The sequence below is a fragment of the Kribbella pratensis genome, from assembly GCF_004366075.1.
GTDB classification, from domain to species: domain Bacteria; phylum Actinomycetota; class Actinomycetes; order Propionibacteriales; family Kribbellaceae; genus Kribbella; species Kribbella pratensis.
Window position 1 is genome coordinate 1,016,548 of record NZ_SODU01000003.1, and the last position, 13,544, is coordinate 1,030,091.

Annotated in this window: 13 protein-coding genes; 2 read left to right on the forward strand and 11 right to left on the reverse strand. The window is 69.2% G+C overall.

The features are described 5' to 3' along the window. Positions 1 to 52 precede the first annotated feature (52 nt). Positions 53 to 841, forward strand: coding sequence for a helix-turn-helix domain-containing protein (locus EV137_RS29095; RefSeq protein WP_134131524.1), 789 nt, complete (start codon positions 53 to 55; stop codon positions 839 to 841). Between the two features lie 83 nt (positions 842 to 924). On the opposite strand, the gene EV137_RS29100 is transcribed toward EV137_RS29095, so the two are convergent. From EV137_RS29100 to EV137_RS29145, 10 genes are all read right to left on the reverse strand, one after another. After that, positions 925 to 1,635: a dienelactone hydrolase family protein gene (locus EV137_RS29100; protein ID WP_134131525.1), complete on the reverse strand. Its 711-nt coding sequence runs from the start codon at positions 1,633 to 1,635 to the stop codon at positions 925 to 927. After that, a complete protein-coding gene (locus tag EV137_RS29105; protein ID WP_133782203.1) occupies positions 1,632 to 2,078 on the reverse strand; it encodes a GNAT family N-acetyltransferase in 447 nt (148 codons plus the stop codon). Before EV137_RS29105 ends, EV137_RS29100 begins: the two co-directional genes overlap by 4 nt. Next, on the reverse strand, positions 2,075 to 3,127 hold the full coding sequence (gene tsaD / locus EV137_RS29110; protein WP_134008723.1) for a tRNA (adenosine(37)-N6)-threonylcarbamoyltransferase complex transferase subunit TsaD: 1,053 nt from the start codon (positions 3,125 to 3,127) through the stop codon (positions 2,075 to 2,077). The genes EV137_RS29105 and tsaD overlap by 4 nt, the downstream gene beginning before the upstream one ends. After that, positions 3,124 to 3,573 carry a GNAT family N-acetyltransferase gene (locus EV137_RS29115; RefSeq protein ID WP_134008720.1) on the reverse strand — a complete coding sequence of 150 codons (450 nt, stop codon included), beginning with the start codon at positions 3,571 to 3,573 and terminating at the stop codon, positions 3,124 to 3,126. Before EV137_RS29115 ends, tsaD begins: the two co-directional genes overlap by 4 nt. Further along, a complete protein-coding gene (tsaB, locus tag EV137_RS29120) occupies positions 3,570 to 4,229 on the reverse strand; it encodes a tRNA (adenosine(37)-N6)-threonylcarbamoyltransferase complex dimerization subunit type 1 TsaB (RefSeq protein ID WP_134131526.1) in 660 nt (219 codons plus the stop codon). The genes EV137_RS29115 and tsaB overlap by 4 nt, the downstream gene beginning before the upstream one ends. Before the next feature lies 1 nt (position 4,230). Next, on the reverse strand, positions 4,231 to 5,157 hold the full coding sequence (tsaE, locus tag EV137_RS29125) for a tRNA (adenosine(37)-N6)-threonylcarbamoyltransferase complex ATPase subunit type 1 TsaE (RefSeq protein WP_134008714.1): 927 nt from the start codon (positions 5,155 to 5,157) through the stop codon (positions 4,231 to 4,233). A gap of 166 nt (positions 5,158 to 5,323) precedes the next feature. Beyond that, on the reverse strand, positions 5,324 to 6,442 hold the full coding sequence (locus EV137_RS29130; RefSeq protein ID WP_134131527.1) for an alpha/beta fold hydrolase: 1,119 nt from the start codon (positions 6,440 to 6,442) through the stop codon (positions 5,324 to 5,326). A 6-nt stretch (positions 6,443 to 6,448) separates the two neighbouring features. Continuing rightward, a complete protein-coding gene (alr, locus tag EV137_RS29135) occupies positions 6,449 to 7,594 on the reverse strand; it encodes an alanine racemase (RefSeq protein ID WP_134131528.1) in 1,146 nt (381 codons plus the stop codon). A gap of 15 nt (positions 7,595 to 7,609) precedes the next feature. Further along, positions 7,610 to 8,251, reverse strand: a complete 642-nt coding sequence (locus EV137_RS29140) for an HAD family hydrolase (protein WP_134131529.1) — start codon at positions 8,249 to 8,251, stop codon at positions 7,610 to 7,612. 65 nt (positions 8,252 to 8,316) lie between these two features. Further along, positions 8,317 to 9,561 carry a GH12 family glycosyl hydrolase domain-containing protein gene (locus EV137_RS29145; protein ID WP_134008702.1) on the reverse strand — a complete coding sequence of 415 codons (1,245 nt, stop codon included), beginning with the start codon at positions 9,559 to 9,561 and terminating at the stop codon, positions 8,317 to 8,319. 241 nt (positions 9,562 to 9,802) lie between these two features. Between EV137_RS29145 and EV137_RS29150 the strand changes: the two genes are divergently transcribed. Continuing rightward, positions 9,803 to 10,585: an META domain-containing protein gene (locus EV137_RS29150; RefSeq protein WP_238175617.1), complete on the forward strand. Its 783-nt coding sequence runs from the start codon at positions 9,803 to 9,805 to the stop codon at positions 10,583 to 10,585. Between the two features lie 11 nt (positions 10,586 to 10,596). Here the strand turns inward: EV137_RS29150 and EV137_RS29155 are convergent, their stop codons facing one another. Continuing rightward, a complete protein-coding gene (locus tag EV137_RS29155) occupies positions 10,597 to 13,527 on the reverse strand; it encodes a PIG-L family deacetylase (RefSeq protein ID WP_238175618.1) in 2,931 nt (976 codons plus the stop codon). Positions 13,528 to 13,544 lie beyond the last annotated feature (17 nt).

Consider the following 13,544-nt stretch of genomic DNA (forward strand, 5'->3'; position numbering starts at 1 on the left):
CTTCACTCTCGCCGCAGAGCGGCATGGCCGACCACCGATAGAATGCCAAGCTATGCCCGTTAGCCGCCAACCTCTCCGCTCGGAACTCTTCCCGTCCGCCGGCGCCCACCACTGGGCCTCGGGCGGCACCAGCTCTGTGCAGACGCACGACGAGGGACACCTGGTGTACGCCGCCCGCGGCGTCCTGGCCGTGCAAACCGATCGGGGTACGTCGATCGTGCCCGCCAACCGGATCGCCTGGACGCCGGCCGGGTTCACCCACCAGCACCGCGCCCATGGCGAGACCGACATGCGGATCGTGTTCCTCCCCGCACCACTGGCCGAGAGCATCCCGGACCGTCCGGCAGTGTTCCTGGCCTCCGGTCTCGCCCGGGAGGTCGTACTCGCCCTGACGAGCCGCCACCTCGAGCCCGACGCCCGCACCCGCCTCCAGCACGTTCTCGTCGACGAACTCCACGAGGCGACGGAGCAGCCACTGCAGCTACCGGAACCGCGGGACGACCGCCTGCGCAGCATCGCCGAACTCCTCCGCGAGAACCCCGCGGACAACACACCCCTAGCCGAATTGGGGCGCAAGGCCGGAGCCGGCGCCCGCACTCTGAGCCGCTTGATCCGCAACGAGCTCGGCATGACGTACTACGAATGGCGCACGCAGCTCCGCATCTACCACGCTCTCGTCCTGCTCGCGGACGGTCACGACACCACGTACGTCGCACACGCCTGCGGATGGGCGAACCCGAGCGGCTTCATCGCAGCCTTCGCCGCTGTCGTCGGCACCACACCCGGCCGCCATCGCGCCCAACAATCAGGACTTGCGTTCGCCGCACATTCGAACATATGATCGATCTCGCGAGCGGGTCTCCGGGCGACAAGCCGGCGGGCGAGGTGCTGCGTCCGCTGCCGCAACTCCCCGGAGACCCGCCACTAACCTGCCCGGAACCGTTCCTTCACGGCCATCCGGAATCGAGCGATCGCGATCTCGCCGATCGCCGACGCCGTCTGATCGCGCACCGTCGGCAAGTGCTCGTCGCCACCACCGGCAGGGATCCCGGCGACGAACTCGGCCACCAGCCGGTTCCAGTCCTTCGGCCGCCGCAGCATCGCGTGCCCTTCCCCGGCGAGCGAGTACGTCGTCACCGCTGTCCCGGCCGCACGCAACCTCTGCACGTACGCCGTCGTGCCCTCGGGAGACGTGATCGTGTCGTCGGTCCCGTGCACGAACGTGACGGGCGGGCGAAGCGCGACGAGCGGCTCGTCGCGCGGCAGCCACGGCGCCAGCGCCAGGACGCCCGCCACCCGCGGATGATCGCCGCCGGCGACTACGGCTCGCCCGCCCATCGAGTGCCCGATCAGTAGCACGCGCGAGATCACCGGCGGCAGCTCGTCCAGGACGGTCCGCAGATCGGTCGCCGCGTCGCCGGCGTCGTTCCAGCCGCGGAAGCGATACCGGAGGAACCCGATGGCGGCGTTCGGCGCGACCGACCGCGCGGCCCGCGCGAACGGCCACAACCGCAGCACCGCGGGGCGCCACAGGTGCGGGTCGGCGAGCGAGTGCTCCTCGCCGCCGTGCGCGAGCAGCACCAGCTCGGTCGCTCCCGCCGGGTGCCGGACGAGATCGACACCCGGACGCCTCACGGCCGCACGTACAACTCGGCCGGTTCCCTGCGGATCGCCATCATCCGTCCAGGCGGCGTTTCGCTGAAGCCGTACGACCGGTAGAGCTCGTGCGCGTCGGCGGTCGCCAGCAGGATCTGCCGCAGGCCCTTCAAGTCCGGATGCTCGAGCAAGGTCGACACGACGAACCTCCCGAGGCCGTGCCCACGGTGCGATTCCAGCACGAACACGTCGGCCAGCCAGGCGAACGTGGCCCGGTCCGTCACCATCCGCGCGTACGCGACCATCGCACCGTCCGCGCCGTACACGCCGAGGTTCAGCGAACCGGCGATCGCTCGGTCCACCACCTCCCGCGGGATCCCCTCGGCCCAGTACGACGTACTCAGGAAGCCCTGCACCACATCGACGTCGATCCGCTCGGCGTCGTCGTCCGCCTCGAAGCCGTCCGGGCCGGTCCACCTCATTTGTTCAGTACCTCCGTGATCGGCATGGACGAGTCGGCGGGAAGATCGAGGGGCGACGGGGCCTTCCCGGACCGGACCAGCTCCGAGCCCAGCGCGGCGACCATCGCGCCGTTGTCGGTACACAGGCCGGGCCGCGGCACCCGTACGGCGATACCCGCCGCGGACGCACGCTCCTCGGCCATCGCCCGGAGCCGCGAGTTCGCCGCGACACCGCCGCCGATCAGCAGGTGCTCGAAACCGCGGTCCTTGCACGCGTCGATCGCCTTGCGGGTCAGTACGTCGCAGACCGCTTCCTGGAACGCCGCCGCGACATGGTTCACCGGCACGTCCTCGCCGTCCCGCCGCCGAGCCTCGACCCAGCGCGCGACCGCGGTCTTCAACCCGGAGAACGAGAAGTCGAACCGGTGCCGCTCGAGGTCCCGCTGCGACGTCAGCCCGCGCGGGAACGTCACGTACAGCCGGTCCCCGCCGTCGCGCGCCGCCTTGTCGATCCACGGCCCGCCCGGGAACGGCAGCCCGAGCACCCGCGCCACCTTGTCGAACGCCTCACCGGCCGCGTCGTCGATGGTGCTGCCCATCGGTACGACGCCGTCGGTGATGTCCTCGACCGCGAGCAGCGACGAGTGCCCACCGGACACCAGCATCGCGACGCAGCCCTTCGGCAGATCGCCGTGCTCCAGGGTGTCCACCGCGACATGCGCCGCGAGATGGTTCACGCCGTAGATCGGCTTGTCCAGCGACAACGCCAGCCCCTTGGCCGCTGCGACACCGACGAGCAAGGCGCCGGCCAGGCCAGGCCCGCTGGTCACCGCGACTGCGTCGACGTCGGTCGGTTTGACACCGGCCGTCTCGCAGGCGCGCCGGATCGTCGGCACCATCGCCTCGAGGTGCGCCCGGCTGGCCACCTCGGGGACGACCCCGCCGAACCGTGCGTGCTCCTCGACGCTGGACGCGATCGCGTCGGCGAGCAGCGTCTGCCCGCGCACGATCCCGACCCCGGTCTCGTCACACGACGTCTCGATCCCCAGAATCAGGGGCTCTGTAGTCACTGTTCCTCCCGCCACCGCATGATCACCGCATCCTCGCCGGCGCCGTAGTACCCGCTGCGCCGGCTGATCTCCTCGAAGCCGAAGCCCCGGTACAACCCGATCGCCGATTCGTTGCTCGCAGCAACTTCCAGCAACACCGTCCGGCCGGCACACCGGTCCAGCGCCGCCGTCAGCAACTGCCCGCCGATCCCGGTACGGCGCTCTGCCGGGGTCACCGCGATCCGCAGCACCTCGACCACATCAAGCGCGACCGGAGGCAGCAGCAGGACGACGTACCCGACCAGCGCGCCCTCGTCCGCGACCAGGACGACCCGGTCCTCGCTCAGCCGGTCGAACTCGTCCGCCCAGGCGCCCGCGCTCCAGGCAGCCGGGCCGAAGCACAGCTCGTCCAACGCGACCAGTTCAGCCTGGTCGTCCGGACGCGCCGCTCTGATCGCAGGTCTCACAGCACGCTCTTCGGCCCGCTGGACATGGTCACGTCCGGCCGGCGCAGGTACAGCGGATCCGGCGCGACGACCTCGAGCGTCCCGGTTGCCACGCCCGTCGCCAGCACATCGGCCGACGGGTACTCCGGGACCTCGACAGCGGTCACGCCCAGCGCCTCGGCGTACAGCACCGCGCCGCGGCCGATCACGGGCAGCCCGGACAGCACGTGGGCGACCTCGGCAGGCTTGTCGACCGCAGGTCCCTCGAGCCGCCGACGGCTGCCGTCCGCGGCCGGGCCGTCGTACAGCGCCCAGTAGATCTCCTTGCGCCGCGCGTCCGTCGCGACCGCGACGGGCAACGTCAGCGTCGACTGCCGCGCGATGATGTCGAGGCTGCACACGCCGGAGACCTCGATCCCCAGCACTTCGCCCATCGTCCGGGCCGTCACGAGTCCGACCCGCAGCCCGGTGAACGGACCCGGGCCGACGCCGACCGCGATCCCGGTCAGGTCGCGCGGCGTGACTCCTGCCGTTTCCAGCGCCGCTGCGATCGCGGGCGCGAGGAGTTCCCCGTGGCGCAAGGCGTCGACGGTCGTCGACGAGGCGACGACCTCGCCGGCCGGCGTGGCCAGTGCGACGGTGACAGCGGCACTCGAGGTGTCGAAGGCAAGCAACATGTCAGTTCTTCTCCAGTACGGATACCTGGACGCCGGATGCGGCCCATCGCGGACCCACCGGAGTGATCCGCAGCGACCGCGTCTCGTCGGTGTCGTCGTCCCCACGGGTCACCACGATGTCCAACCGATCGGGCGCCAGCGCCTCGGCCAGCCCATGACCCCATTCGACCACTGTGACCGCGTCCTCCAGGCTCGCATCCAGGTCGAGATCGTCGAGCTCCGCGAAGCCGCCGATGCGATACGCGTCGACGTGCACCAACGCCGGGCCGCCGGACAGCGACGGGTGCACGCGCGAGATCACGAACGTCGGCGACGTGATCGCCCCACGCACCTTCAGCCCGACGCCGAGTCCTTGCGTGAACGTGGTCTTGCCCGCGCCCAGGTCGCCGGACAGCACGAGTACGTCGCCCGCCCGCAGCTGACCGGCCAGCTCCTCGCCGATCGCCTGCATCTCGTCGGCGGTCGGCACGGTCAACTCGATCGGCATCGCCTTGGCGAAGGTCAGGTTGTGCGCCTGCTGGTCGACGACGGAGTACCCCCGCCGCCTCCAGAACTCCACGGTGTCCGGCAGTTCGACCCGCGCGATCAGGTTCACCCGGCTGAGCCCCCGACGTACGGCGACCTCCTCCGCGCAACCGACCATCGCCGAGGCGACGCCACGGGCTTGGTACCGGGGGTCGACGGACACCCGGCGCAGGTTCAGGACGTCACCGACCTGCTCGAACAGCACTGCCCCGAGCGGAACGCCGTCGCTCAGCACCAGCAACCCGCCGTGCTCGGCGATCGCCGCGGCCACGGTCGTCGCGTTCTCGGACAACGCCGTCGCCGGCGGGTCGAGAACCCGGCGCGCGGAGAAGGCGTGGTGGATCACATTGACGATGTCGTCGACGTGTTCCTGGGTGGCGTCGACGACGTGCAGATCTGTCATCAGGAGGGTCCTAAAGGGGGTGTCTGATGGTTCCACGCCGTCGCGAGGAGGTGCTCGGTGCGGTGCATCGGCGTGCGGGGGCGAAGGTCTCGATGCGGAGCATCGTGGCCTTTGCACCCGTGCGGCGAGGTGCCGTGCCGAGTGCCCCGCAGTAGGCGGGGAACCATCAGACACCCCCTAACGATTGTTCGGCTCGCTCGATCATCCCAAGGAGGGCCGCGGTGAATTCACGGTGGTGCTCGATCAGGCCCAGATGACCGCAGTTCTTCACCTCGACCAGCTCGGCGCCGGGGACCCGCCGGACGATCTCCTCGGCGTGGGCGAACGGTGTCAGATGGTCCTTGTCGCCGCCGACGACCACGCACTCCACCTTCTGCAGCGGCTCCAGGGAGTCGTACTTGTCGTGCAGCGCGAAGATCGGGTAGAACTCCGCGATCACCTCGATCGGCGTCGCCGCGATCATCTCGTTGACGAACTCGGTGAACGCCGGCGGCACCTCGGACCCGAACGAGTACTTCCGGGTCAGCAGGTAGCTGATGTCCGTGCCGGCCTTCCGGCTGCGCTCGACCACGTCCGGGATCCGGGCCAGCGCGGCGACCGTCGGCGTCGCGAGCGCCCGCGCGAGCATTCCGACCTTGCCCGGGAACACGATCGGCACCTGGTCCAGCCCGCCGGCGCTGGTCGAGCACAGGCCGACACCGATCACCCGGTCGCCGAACAGCTCGGGATGCTGCTCGGCGAGCGCCATGATCGTCATACCGCCCATCGAGTGACCGATCAGGATCACCGGCCCGGTCGGCGCGAACCGCTCGATGATCCCGTACAGGTCCCGGCCGAGCTGGTCGATGCTGACGTTCGCCTTCGCGGACCGGCCGGAGCGTCCGTGCGAGCGCTGGTCGTAGAACACCATCGTCCCGATGCCGGCCAGGTCACGGCGCTCGAAGTGCCAGGCGTCCATGTTCAGGCCGTAGCCGTGCGCGAAGATCACGGTCAGGTCCTCGGGCGGCAACGGCAGCTTCCGGCCGAGCCGGCGCTTCGGCGGTGGTGCGGGTCGCCGTGAGCGCTTCAGCTCGTCTACTTCGACATACAGCTCGACACCGTCGTCGGCGGTGAAGATGTACGGCGTCCCGCGCTGGGACCCGAACGGCTCGGCCTCGAGCTGTTTGCGTTGCCCTGAGCGCCGGCCGATCACCTGGCGCTCGACCGCGACCCCGGCCGCGGCTCCCGCGGCCAGCACTCCGACCGCGGCCCCGATCAGACCAGCAGTCCGCCCTGCTTTGGACATGCCGGTCTACCTTTCGCTGTCGATGTACCTGCGTGGGATCCGGACGCCCAGGCGAGTGACGATCTCGTAGTTGATGGTCCCGGCCGCGTCGGCCCAGTCGTCCGCGGTCGGCTCGCCCGACGCACCCGGGCCGAACAGCACGACCTCGTCGCCTGCCGCGGCCTGGTCGTCCTCGAGGTTCACGACGCACTGGTCCATACAGATCCGGCCGACGATCGCACGCCGCGCGCCGTACGCCTGGACCGGTCCGCCGTTCGAGGCGTGCCGCGGCAGCCCGTCGCCGTACCCGAGCGGGATCAGGCCGAGCGTCGACGGCCGCGGCGCGGTCCAGGTCAGCCCGTACGAGACGCCGGCGCCGGCCGGCACCCGCTTCACCATCGCCAGCCGCGCCTTCAGCGTCATCGCCGGCCGCAGCCCGAGCTCGGACGACGGCAGCGCATGCCCGAACGGCGACAGTCCGTACGTCGCGACGCCCGGACGGACCAAGTTGAAATGGGTCTCCGGCAACGCCAGCGTGGCACCCGAGTTCGCGAGGTGCTTGAACTCGGCGTCGATACCGAACGACTCGGCGACCTCGATCGCCTCGGTGAAGGTCGCCAGCTGGGACTCGTTCGCCGGGCTCTTCGGCTCGTCAGAGGAGGCCAGGTGCGACCAGATGCCCTTGATCTCGATCTGCCCGGTCGCCTGCGCGCGGACGGCGGCGCGGATCAGCGCCGGCCACGCCTCCGGTACTGCGCCGCCGCGGGACATCCCGGTGTCGATCTTGAGGTGCACCCGCGCCGGGCGGTCCCGCACCCCGGCGACGACCTCGTCGATCTCCCAGGGCGCACCCGCGGACAGGTCGATCCCGGCCTCGATCGCGTCGGCCAGCGGCTCGCCCGGGGTGGTCAGCCAGCAGAAGATCGGCCCGGTGTCACCGGCCGCGCGCAGTCCGAGCGCCTCCTCGAGAACCGCGGCGCCGATCCAGTCCGCACCGGCCTCGCGGGCAGCCCGGGCGACCGGGACCATCCCGTGCCCGTACCCGTCGGCCTTGACCACAGTCATCAGCTGCGCACCCTCGGCACGGGCACGCAGCGTGCCGACGTTGTGACGAATCGCAGCCAGATCGACCACGGCCTCAGCACGGACCGGACGTGACTCAGGAGTAGACATGGTCATTCCAGTGTCTCAGGCTCCGTCGATCAGGGCCGCGAGGGCCGTCATGTTGTGGAAAACCGTGTCGGCTTCGGAGAGTTTCGCGGGGTCGGTCATACCGGCGTACCCGAAGACCTTCATGCCGGCGGCGACCGCGGCGGCGACGCCCAGCGGGCTGTCCTCGACGACCAGGCAGTCGGCCGGTTTCACGCCCATCGAGGCGGCCGCGTGCAGGAACAGATCCGGGGCGGGCTTGCCGTGCGCGACGTCCTCGGCGCTGAAGATCCGGCCCTCGAACCGGTGCAGGAAGCCGACCGCGGTCAACGCCGTACGGATCCTTCGATGGGTGCCCGAGGAGGCGAGGCAGTACCTGACGCCGCGCTCGTCCAGGTGGTCGAGAACGGCCTCGACCCCCTCGATCGCCTGCAGGTTCGCAAAGCCGTCGAACAGCCGCTGGTGGTACCGGTCCTCGAGATCCGCCGGCAGCGGCCGCCCGAGCTGAGCCTCCGCCTTCTGGCGCATCGACGCCATGGACCCGCCCATGAAGTCCCGCACCGCCTCCTCGAAGGTGTACGGCAGCCCGGCCTCCGTGAGCAGCTCGGCCAGAATCGTGTTGGCCAGCCGCTCGGAGTCCACCAGCACACCGTCGTTGTCGAAGATCACGAGTCCCGTCACACCGAAACCCTAAGCGGCCACCGCGTGAACGCGGTGGCCGCCGGGGTCTGCGAGAGCGAGCTGGGTCAGGACGTGGTGAGCGAGTAGTCGTCCAGCCGGAAGGTCTGCGGGCCGTTGGTGGAGGAGATCTCCACGCCGTACTCGATCGCGCTGACCTTGTCCGTGCCGGACAGCCAGCCCTTCGAGACCAGCCAGTCGAAGACCGCCTTCAGGTCGACGGAGCTCACGGCCTTCTGGTCGGTCATCGCGAGCGCGATGTACCTGCTGCCGACGGCGCCGCGCTTCCAGGCGGTGAACGTGTGGCCGCCGATGGTCGCGGTCGCCTTGTCCTGCGCGTCACCAGGCGGCAACGAGCCGGGGTACCGGTAGTTCGTCCAGATCATCAGCTCTTCGTTGCCGAGTCCGTTCAGCCAGATGTCGTAGGACCAGTTGTACTCGCCGGACGACGGGGCGGACTGGGAGTTCGCGTACGTGCTCTTGATGCTCCCGAACGAGCTGATGGCCTTGTCGGGGAAGTTCTTCTGGGTGTCCGGGTAGGTCTTGACCGATCCCGGGTTGCTCGCCAGCTCCTTCTGGTCCGAGGTGACGTACCAGCTGTTGAACCCGCAGGCGTGGATGCTCTGCGGCCCGGCCTCGCCTTCGTTCCACTTGTTGTTGTTGACCAGGTAGCCGCTGGTGTTCCAGGTCCCGAAGGCGTCCGAGGACGACCAGACCGGGTTCTTGCAGGTTCCGGCCGCCGGCGGGGCGGTTGTCGTCGGCGCCGTGGTCGTCGGGGCGGACGTCGTCGGCGTCGTGGTGGTCGGAGGCTTGGTGCTGGTTGTCGTGCTGGTCGGCGTCGGCGACGGCTTCGGGGTGCTTGTCGTCGGCGCACTGGTCGGCGCTGTGGTCGGGGCCGGGATGGTCGGCTGACCCGCTACGGCGGCGAAGTCGTAGTGGACGGTGTAGCTCAGCTTGGTGCCGGCCTGGTACCTCTGGCCGTCGTAGCGGAGCGCGCGCAGCCGGTAACTCTGATCGGTGGTGCGGCGCGGGTCGATCGACAACATAGCGGGGCCGGAGGCGGTCGCGGTGATCGCGACCGGCTTCTGTCCGAAGCCGTGCAGGACGGTGCACCCGGAATAGGCATCGAGGACGCAGGTCTCCACGCGTCCGACGTTGGGCAGGGCTGTCACCGTGCTGTCCGCGGCGTTCGCGGTCGCGACCGGCGAGTCCTTGGACGCGTGTACGACGATCGGTACGGCGACCAGACCGGCGACAGCGACGAGGGCCGCAGGCAGAATCGCGCGACTCCGGGCAGTTCGGGTGAGGGGCATGCGAAAAGTTTCCTTTGTGTGCTCGACGGGTCGCGCTGCATGCCCCAGAACTCCAGCGCGGCCCTCAACTGATCGATTGGACGGATCCCCAGAAGGGCCAGTTCGACTGGCCTTGTCGTGCTGTTCGCTCTCGCGTACGGCGGTGACGTTATCGAACCGTGATCAGATCTGCCAACTCCGGCCCCTGAATTAACGAACCCTTCACCTGCAACGTTAGCGTCCCAGGCGGCGTCCTGTAGTTGTGAACAAACGGATGATCGCGCTTGCCGCGACGGTTCTGCTGGCCCTGACCGCCTGCGGCAACGAGTCCGCGGCCCGGCCCGACTCGGGCGCGTCGTTGACCGGGCGGACGTTCCTGTCCACGTCGGTCACCGAGAACGGGAAGCCGCGACCGCTCGCCGCGAATACCCGGGTCCGGCTGCAGTTCACCAGCGGCCGGATCTCGTGGAACGCCGGCTGCAATTCGTCGGACACCACGGTGTCGGCGTCCGACGGCCGGCTGAGCCTCGGCAAGGAGATCACGTCGACGGCGATGGGCTGCATGGGTGCTCTGCAGAACCAGGACACCTGGATCGGCAGGGTTCTCCTGTCGAAGCCGACCTGGAAGCTGGACGGCGACAAGCTCGTACTCAGCACCGAGACCACGACGATCTCGCTGCTCGACAAGGAGACCGCGGAGCCGGACCTCGCTCTCGACGGAACGAAGTGGAAGCTCACCTCGATCGTGTCCGGCCAGTCAGCGTCGTTCCCCGCCGGCTTGGAGAAGGTCTGGCTGACGCTGAACGGCGAACGCGTCACCGGATCGACCGGTTGCAACGAGTTCCAAGGCGTGGTCGCACGCGCCACCGGCAAGGTCACCTTCGGCGAACTGGCCACCACACGCCGGGCGTGCGCCGGGGACGCCGCTACGATGGAATCCCTTGTCCTGAAGGGATTGAAGGGCGAGCTGACCTACCAGATCGACAGCTCGACACTACAGCTGCGCTCCACCGCCGGCGGCCTGGACTTCACCGCGGCCCGCTGACAGTCGACCCGCTACGCGATGCGGATGTCGAAGGCTTGGACCTCGTTCTTCGCTGTCTCGTAGGAGATGAGCAGGTGGCCGCGGTCCTTCAGTTGCTGCTGTTGGGTCGCGGTCAACGGGATCGTCCAGTGCTGCACGCCGCGGGTGACCTGCCGCGTCGCCTGCTTCACCAGGTGACCACTCATGTCCGGTGACCACGGCGGCGTCGCGCCGTCGGTGATCGCACACGGCGTGAACCCGTAGTCCGGAGGCGGGTCGGTCGTGCACGACGTCGTCCACACCAGGATCGCGCCGAGCTCACCACTGGTCAGGAAAGCGCGAGCAGTGCCGTTTCCCTTCGACGACGTGACGAGGTGTACGGCGTCGCCACGCACGGCGGAGGACAGAATCTCGAGGTCGTCGGTCGGCACCCGGCCGGAGATCGGTACGCCGTTGCGCGCGGACTGCGCAATCGTTTGCGGCGACAGGACGCCGTTGAGGTTCGGGTTCGACACGTCCGGCGGCGCCGGCGTGGTCGGGCGGTCCGCCGGCGGTGTGTACCCGGGCAGCGTGGCGAGCCCCCAGCGGTACGGGTCGGACTGCACGGAGCCGAGCGCCGACCACCCGAGTCGCGTACTCATGTCGATATGCCGCAACGTCGTCGTACCGGCAGCCGAGGTGTCGTCGTTGTCGTACGGCGTGATGTTCAGCCCGAGCCGTGCCGGGTCGACGGCGGACGGGAGGTCGGCGAGCGGGATCTTCACCTCGAGGTCGTAGCCTCCGCCGGCGTACGCGTGCGGGACCGTGGTCTGGTTGCTGCCGACCCACTGCGCGGTCGACGCAACCTGCACGCCGGGCGCGTTGCCGGTGTCGAGGGCGCCGCTCGAGTAGCCCTGGTGGTTGTCCGCGTCGCGTTCCCAGCACGGGCCGCCGCTCTGGCTGAACGGGAAGATGCCGAGCTTGAACGTGTTCGCGGTGTCTTTCAGGTCCTGGGACGCGGTGCCGCGCGGGTCGAGCAGGATCTCGACCGAGTCGGCCTGCCAGTGACCGACGCATTCGGCCGGCGTCACGGCGTACGACTGGTAGTCGTCGCGGACGTGGATGAAGAAGTAGAGCGCGTCGCCGGACCAGCTGACCTTGGCCGTATTGCCTTCTCCTGTTGACGAAACGCCACAGTCGTCGACGCCGGTGCAGGTGCTCGCGCCCTGCCAGATCCGGCCGAGGTCGAGCGTCGGGCCCGGGTACTCACCCGGGTTCGCCTTGCCGTCGACGACCGGCGTCGCCTGCTGGATCACCGTCGTCGGAACGAGCGTGAGGGTCAGCGTTTCACTCCCGGTCGCCGTCCGAATGGGAATGCCGACGTTCTGCTGGGCGGGCAAGGTCGTATCGGTGTTGGTCAGCTTGAACGTGACGGTGGCGTCCGCGCCCGGTGCGAGGTCGTACGGCTTGGCCTGCGCGTCGACGGTGAAGTTGGCCGGGAGGTCGAGGGACACGGCGCCGGTCTGCTGCTCGGCGGACCAGTTGTGGACGACGACCGGTACGTCGATGGTCTGGCCGATGCCCATCGACTGGATCGCCTGCGAGCGGCCGAGACGGTTCGCCTGCGGTGCGGTGTTCCGCAGCCACTCGTCGTACTCCTGCCAGTTCCCCCAGCGCTGGAAGCGGCCTTCGGCCGCGGAAACGATCCGTACAACGTTTTCCGTGTAGCCGGTCGCGTGGTCGGTGGTGGTGTAGAGCGCGGAAACCTTCGCGTTCTGGTCGACGGTCGCGGTAGCGGCAGGGGTGACCGTGAAGGTGATGTCGGCGCTCGATCCCTTGCTGACCGGTTTCGGGCCGTCGGTCGACCAGCCCGCCGGCACCGTCAGCGCGACGTTGCCCTTGGCAAGCTTTCCGCGGAGATGCACGGTGGCCTCGAAGGGTTCACCGGCGACGTTGTAGAACCTTTCGAAGGTCAGGTACTCGAGCGTCCCGAGCGGCAGTCCGCCCGGATCGGGTTTGGTCGCTCCGAACAGGATCGCGTCGTCGCGGCCCGCTGCCGCGTTGCTGTTCGGCTGGAACGGCACGAACGACTCGGTCATGCCGAACCGCGGACAGGCGGGAACCGACGTGCCCTTGTACATCACGCGGCTCTGGGTCGGGTACGCCGCGCGGCCCTCGTCCGCGACCTGCTGCCAGATCTTCGGCGTACCAGCGGTCTGCCCTTGCGTGTTACCGGCCGGCCAGGTGTACGGCGAGTTGTAGCCGGTCCACACGCCCGCGACGGTATCCAGGCCGGTCGGGGTGAATCCGGTGGTGCAATTGGCCGAGGTCGTCGTACCGCCGGTACCTGCGGTGGCTCCGCCGGAGAAGACCTTCTTCACCTGCCAGGTGCTGAGCGCGTCCGGACCCTTGAGTTGCTCGGGGAACATGTTCGGGTCGGCGGCCGCGAGTACGCCTTCCCAGATCAGCCGGCCGGCCTGCTGATGGTTTCCGTGGCCGGCCGCGAGGGTCGGGGTGAAGCCGATGTAGATCTCCGGCTGCGTCTCGCGGATCACCCGCGTGACCCGCCGGAGCGTCTCCTGCTCGTCCCAGAAGTACTGCGTCAGCGGCGCGCTCTGGTTGTAGAAGAAGTCGATCCGGTCCAGGTTGAAGATGTCGACCGTGCCGGAGCGGTAGTGCGCGACGCGGTCCTCGTTCTCGCGCCGCAGACCGAGCTCGGGCCCGAGTTCGGGGCCGGTCGCGTTGCCGCCGCCTTCACCTCGGGTCACCATGATCACGCCGCACTTGACGCCGTACTGCTGATGCCAGACACCGCACGGCCCGATGATGCTGGTGTCGTCGTCCGGATGGGCCCACTCCCCCATCACGTCGATCTTCGTCTGCCGATCAGCCACGTACGGCTGGGTCGTCTGGGATGTGGCCACGGCCGGCACCGGCAGCGCGGCGAGCAGGACAAGCATCACGAACCCGGCGAATCGCTTCACGTGCACACTCCCAAGGC

Bases quoted from the DNA above. Each gene is read 5' to 3' on its own strand.
- EV137_RS29095 (WP_134131524.1), top strand. From the start codon at position 53: ATGCCCGTTAGCCGCCAACCTCTCCGCTCGGAACTCTTCCCGTCCGCC.
- EV137_RS29105 (WP_133782203.1), bottom strand. From the start codon at position 2,078: ATGAGGTGGACCGGCCCGGACGGCTTCGAGGCGGACGACGACGCCGAG.
- tsaB (WP_134131526.1), bottom strand. From the start codon at position 4,229: ATGTTGCTTGCCTTCGACACCTCGAGTGCCGCTGTCACCGTCGCACTG.
- tsaE (WP_134008714.1), bottom strand. From the start codon at position 5,157: ATGACAGATCTGCACGTCGTCGACGCCACCCAGGAACACGTCGACGAC.
- EV137_RS29130 (WP_134131527.1), bottom strand. From the start codon at position 6,442: ATGTCCAAAGCAGGGCGGACTGCTGGTCTGATCGGGGCCGCGGTCGGA.
- alr (WP_134131528.1), bottom strand. From the start codon at position 7,594: ATGTCTACTCCTGAGTCACGTCCGGTCCGTGCTGAGGCCGTGGTCGAT.
- EV137_RS29145 (WP_134008702.1), bottom strand. From the start codon at position 9,561: ATGCCCCTCACCCGAACTGCCCGGAGTCGCGCGATTCTGCCTGCGGCC.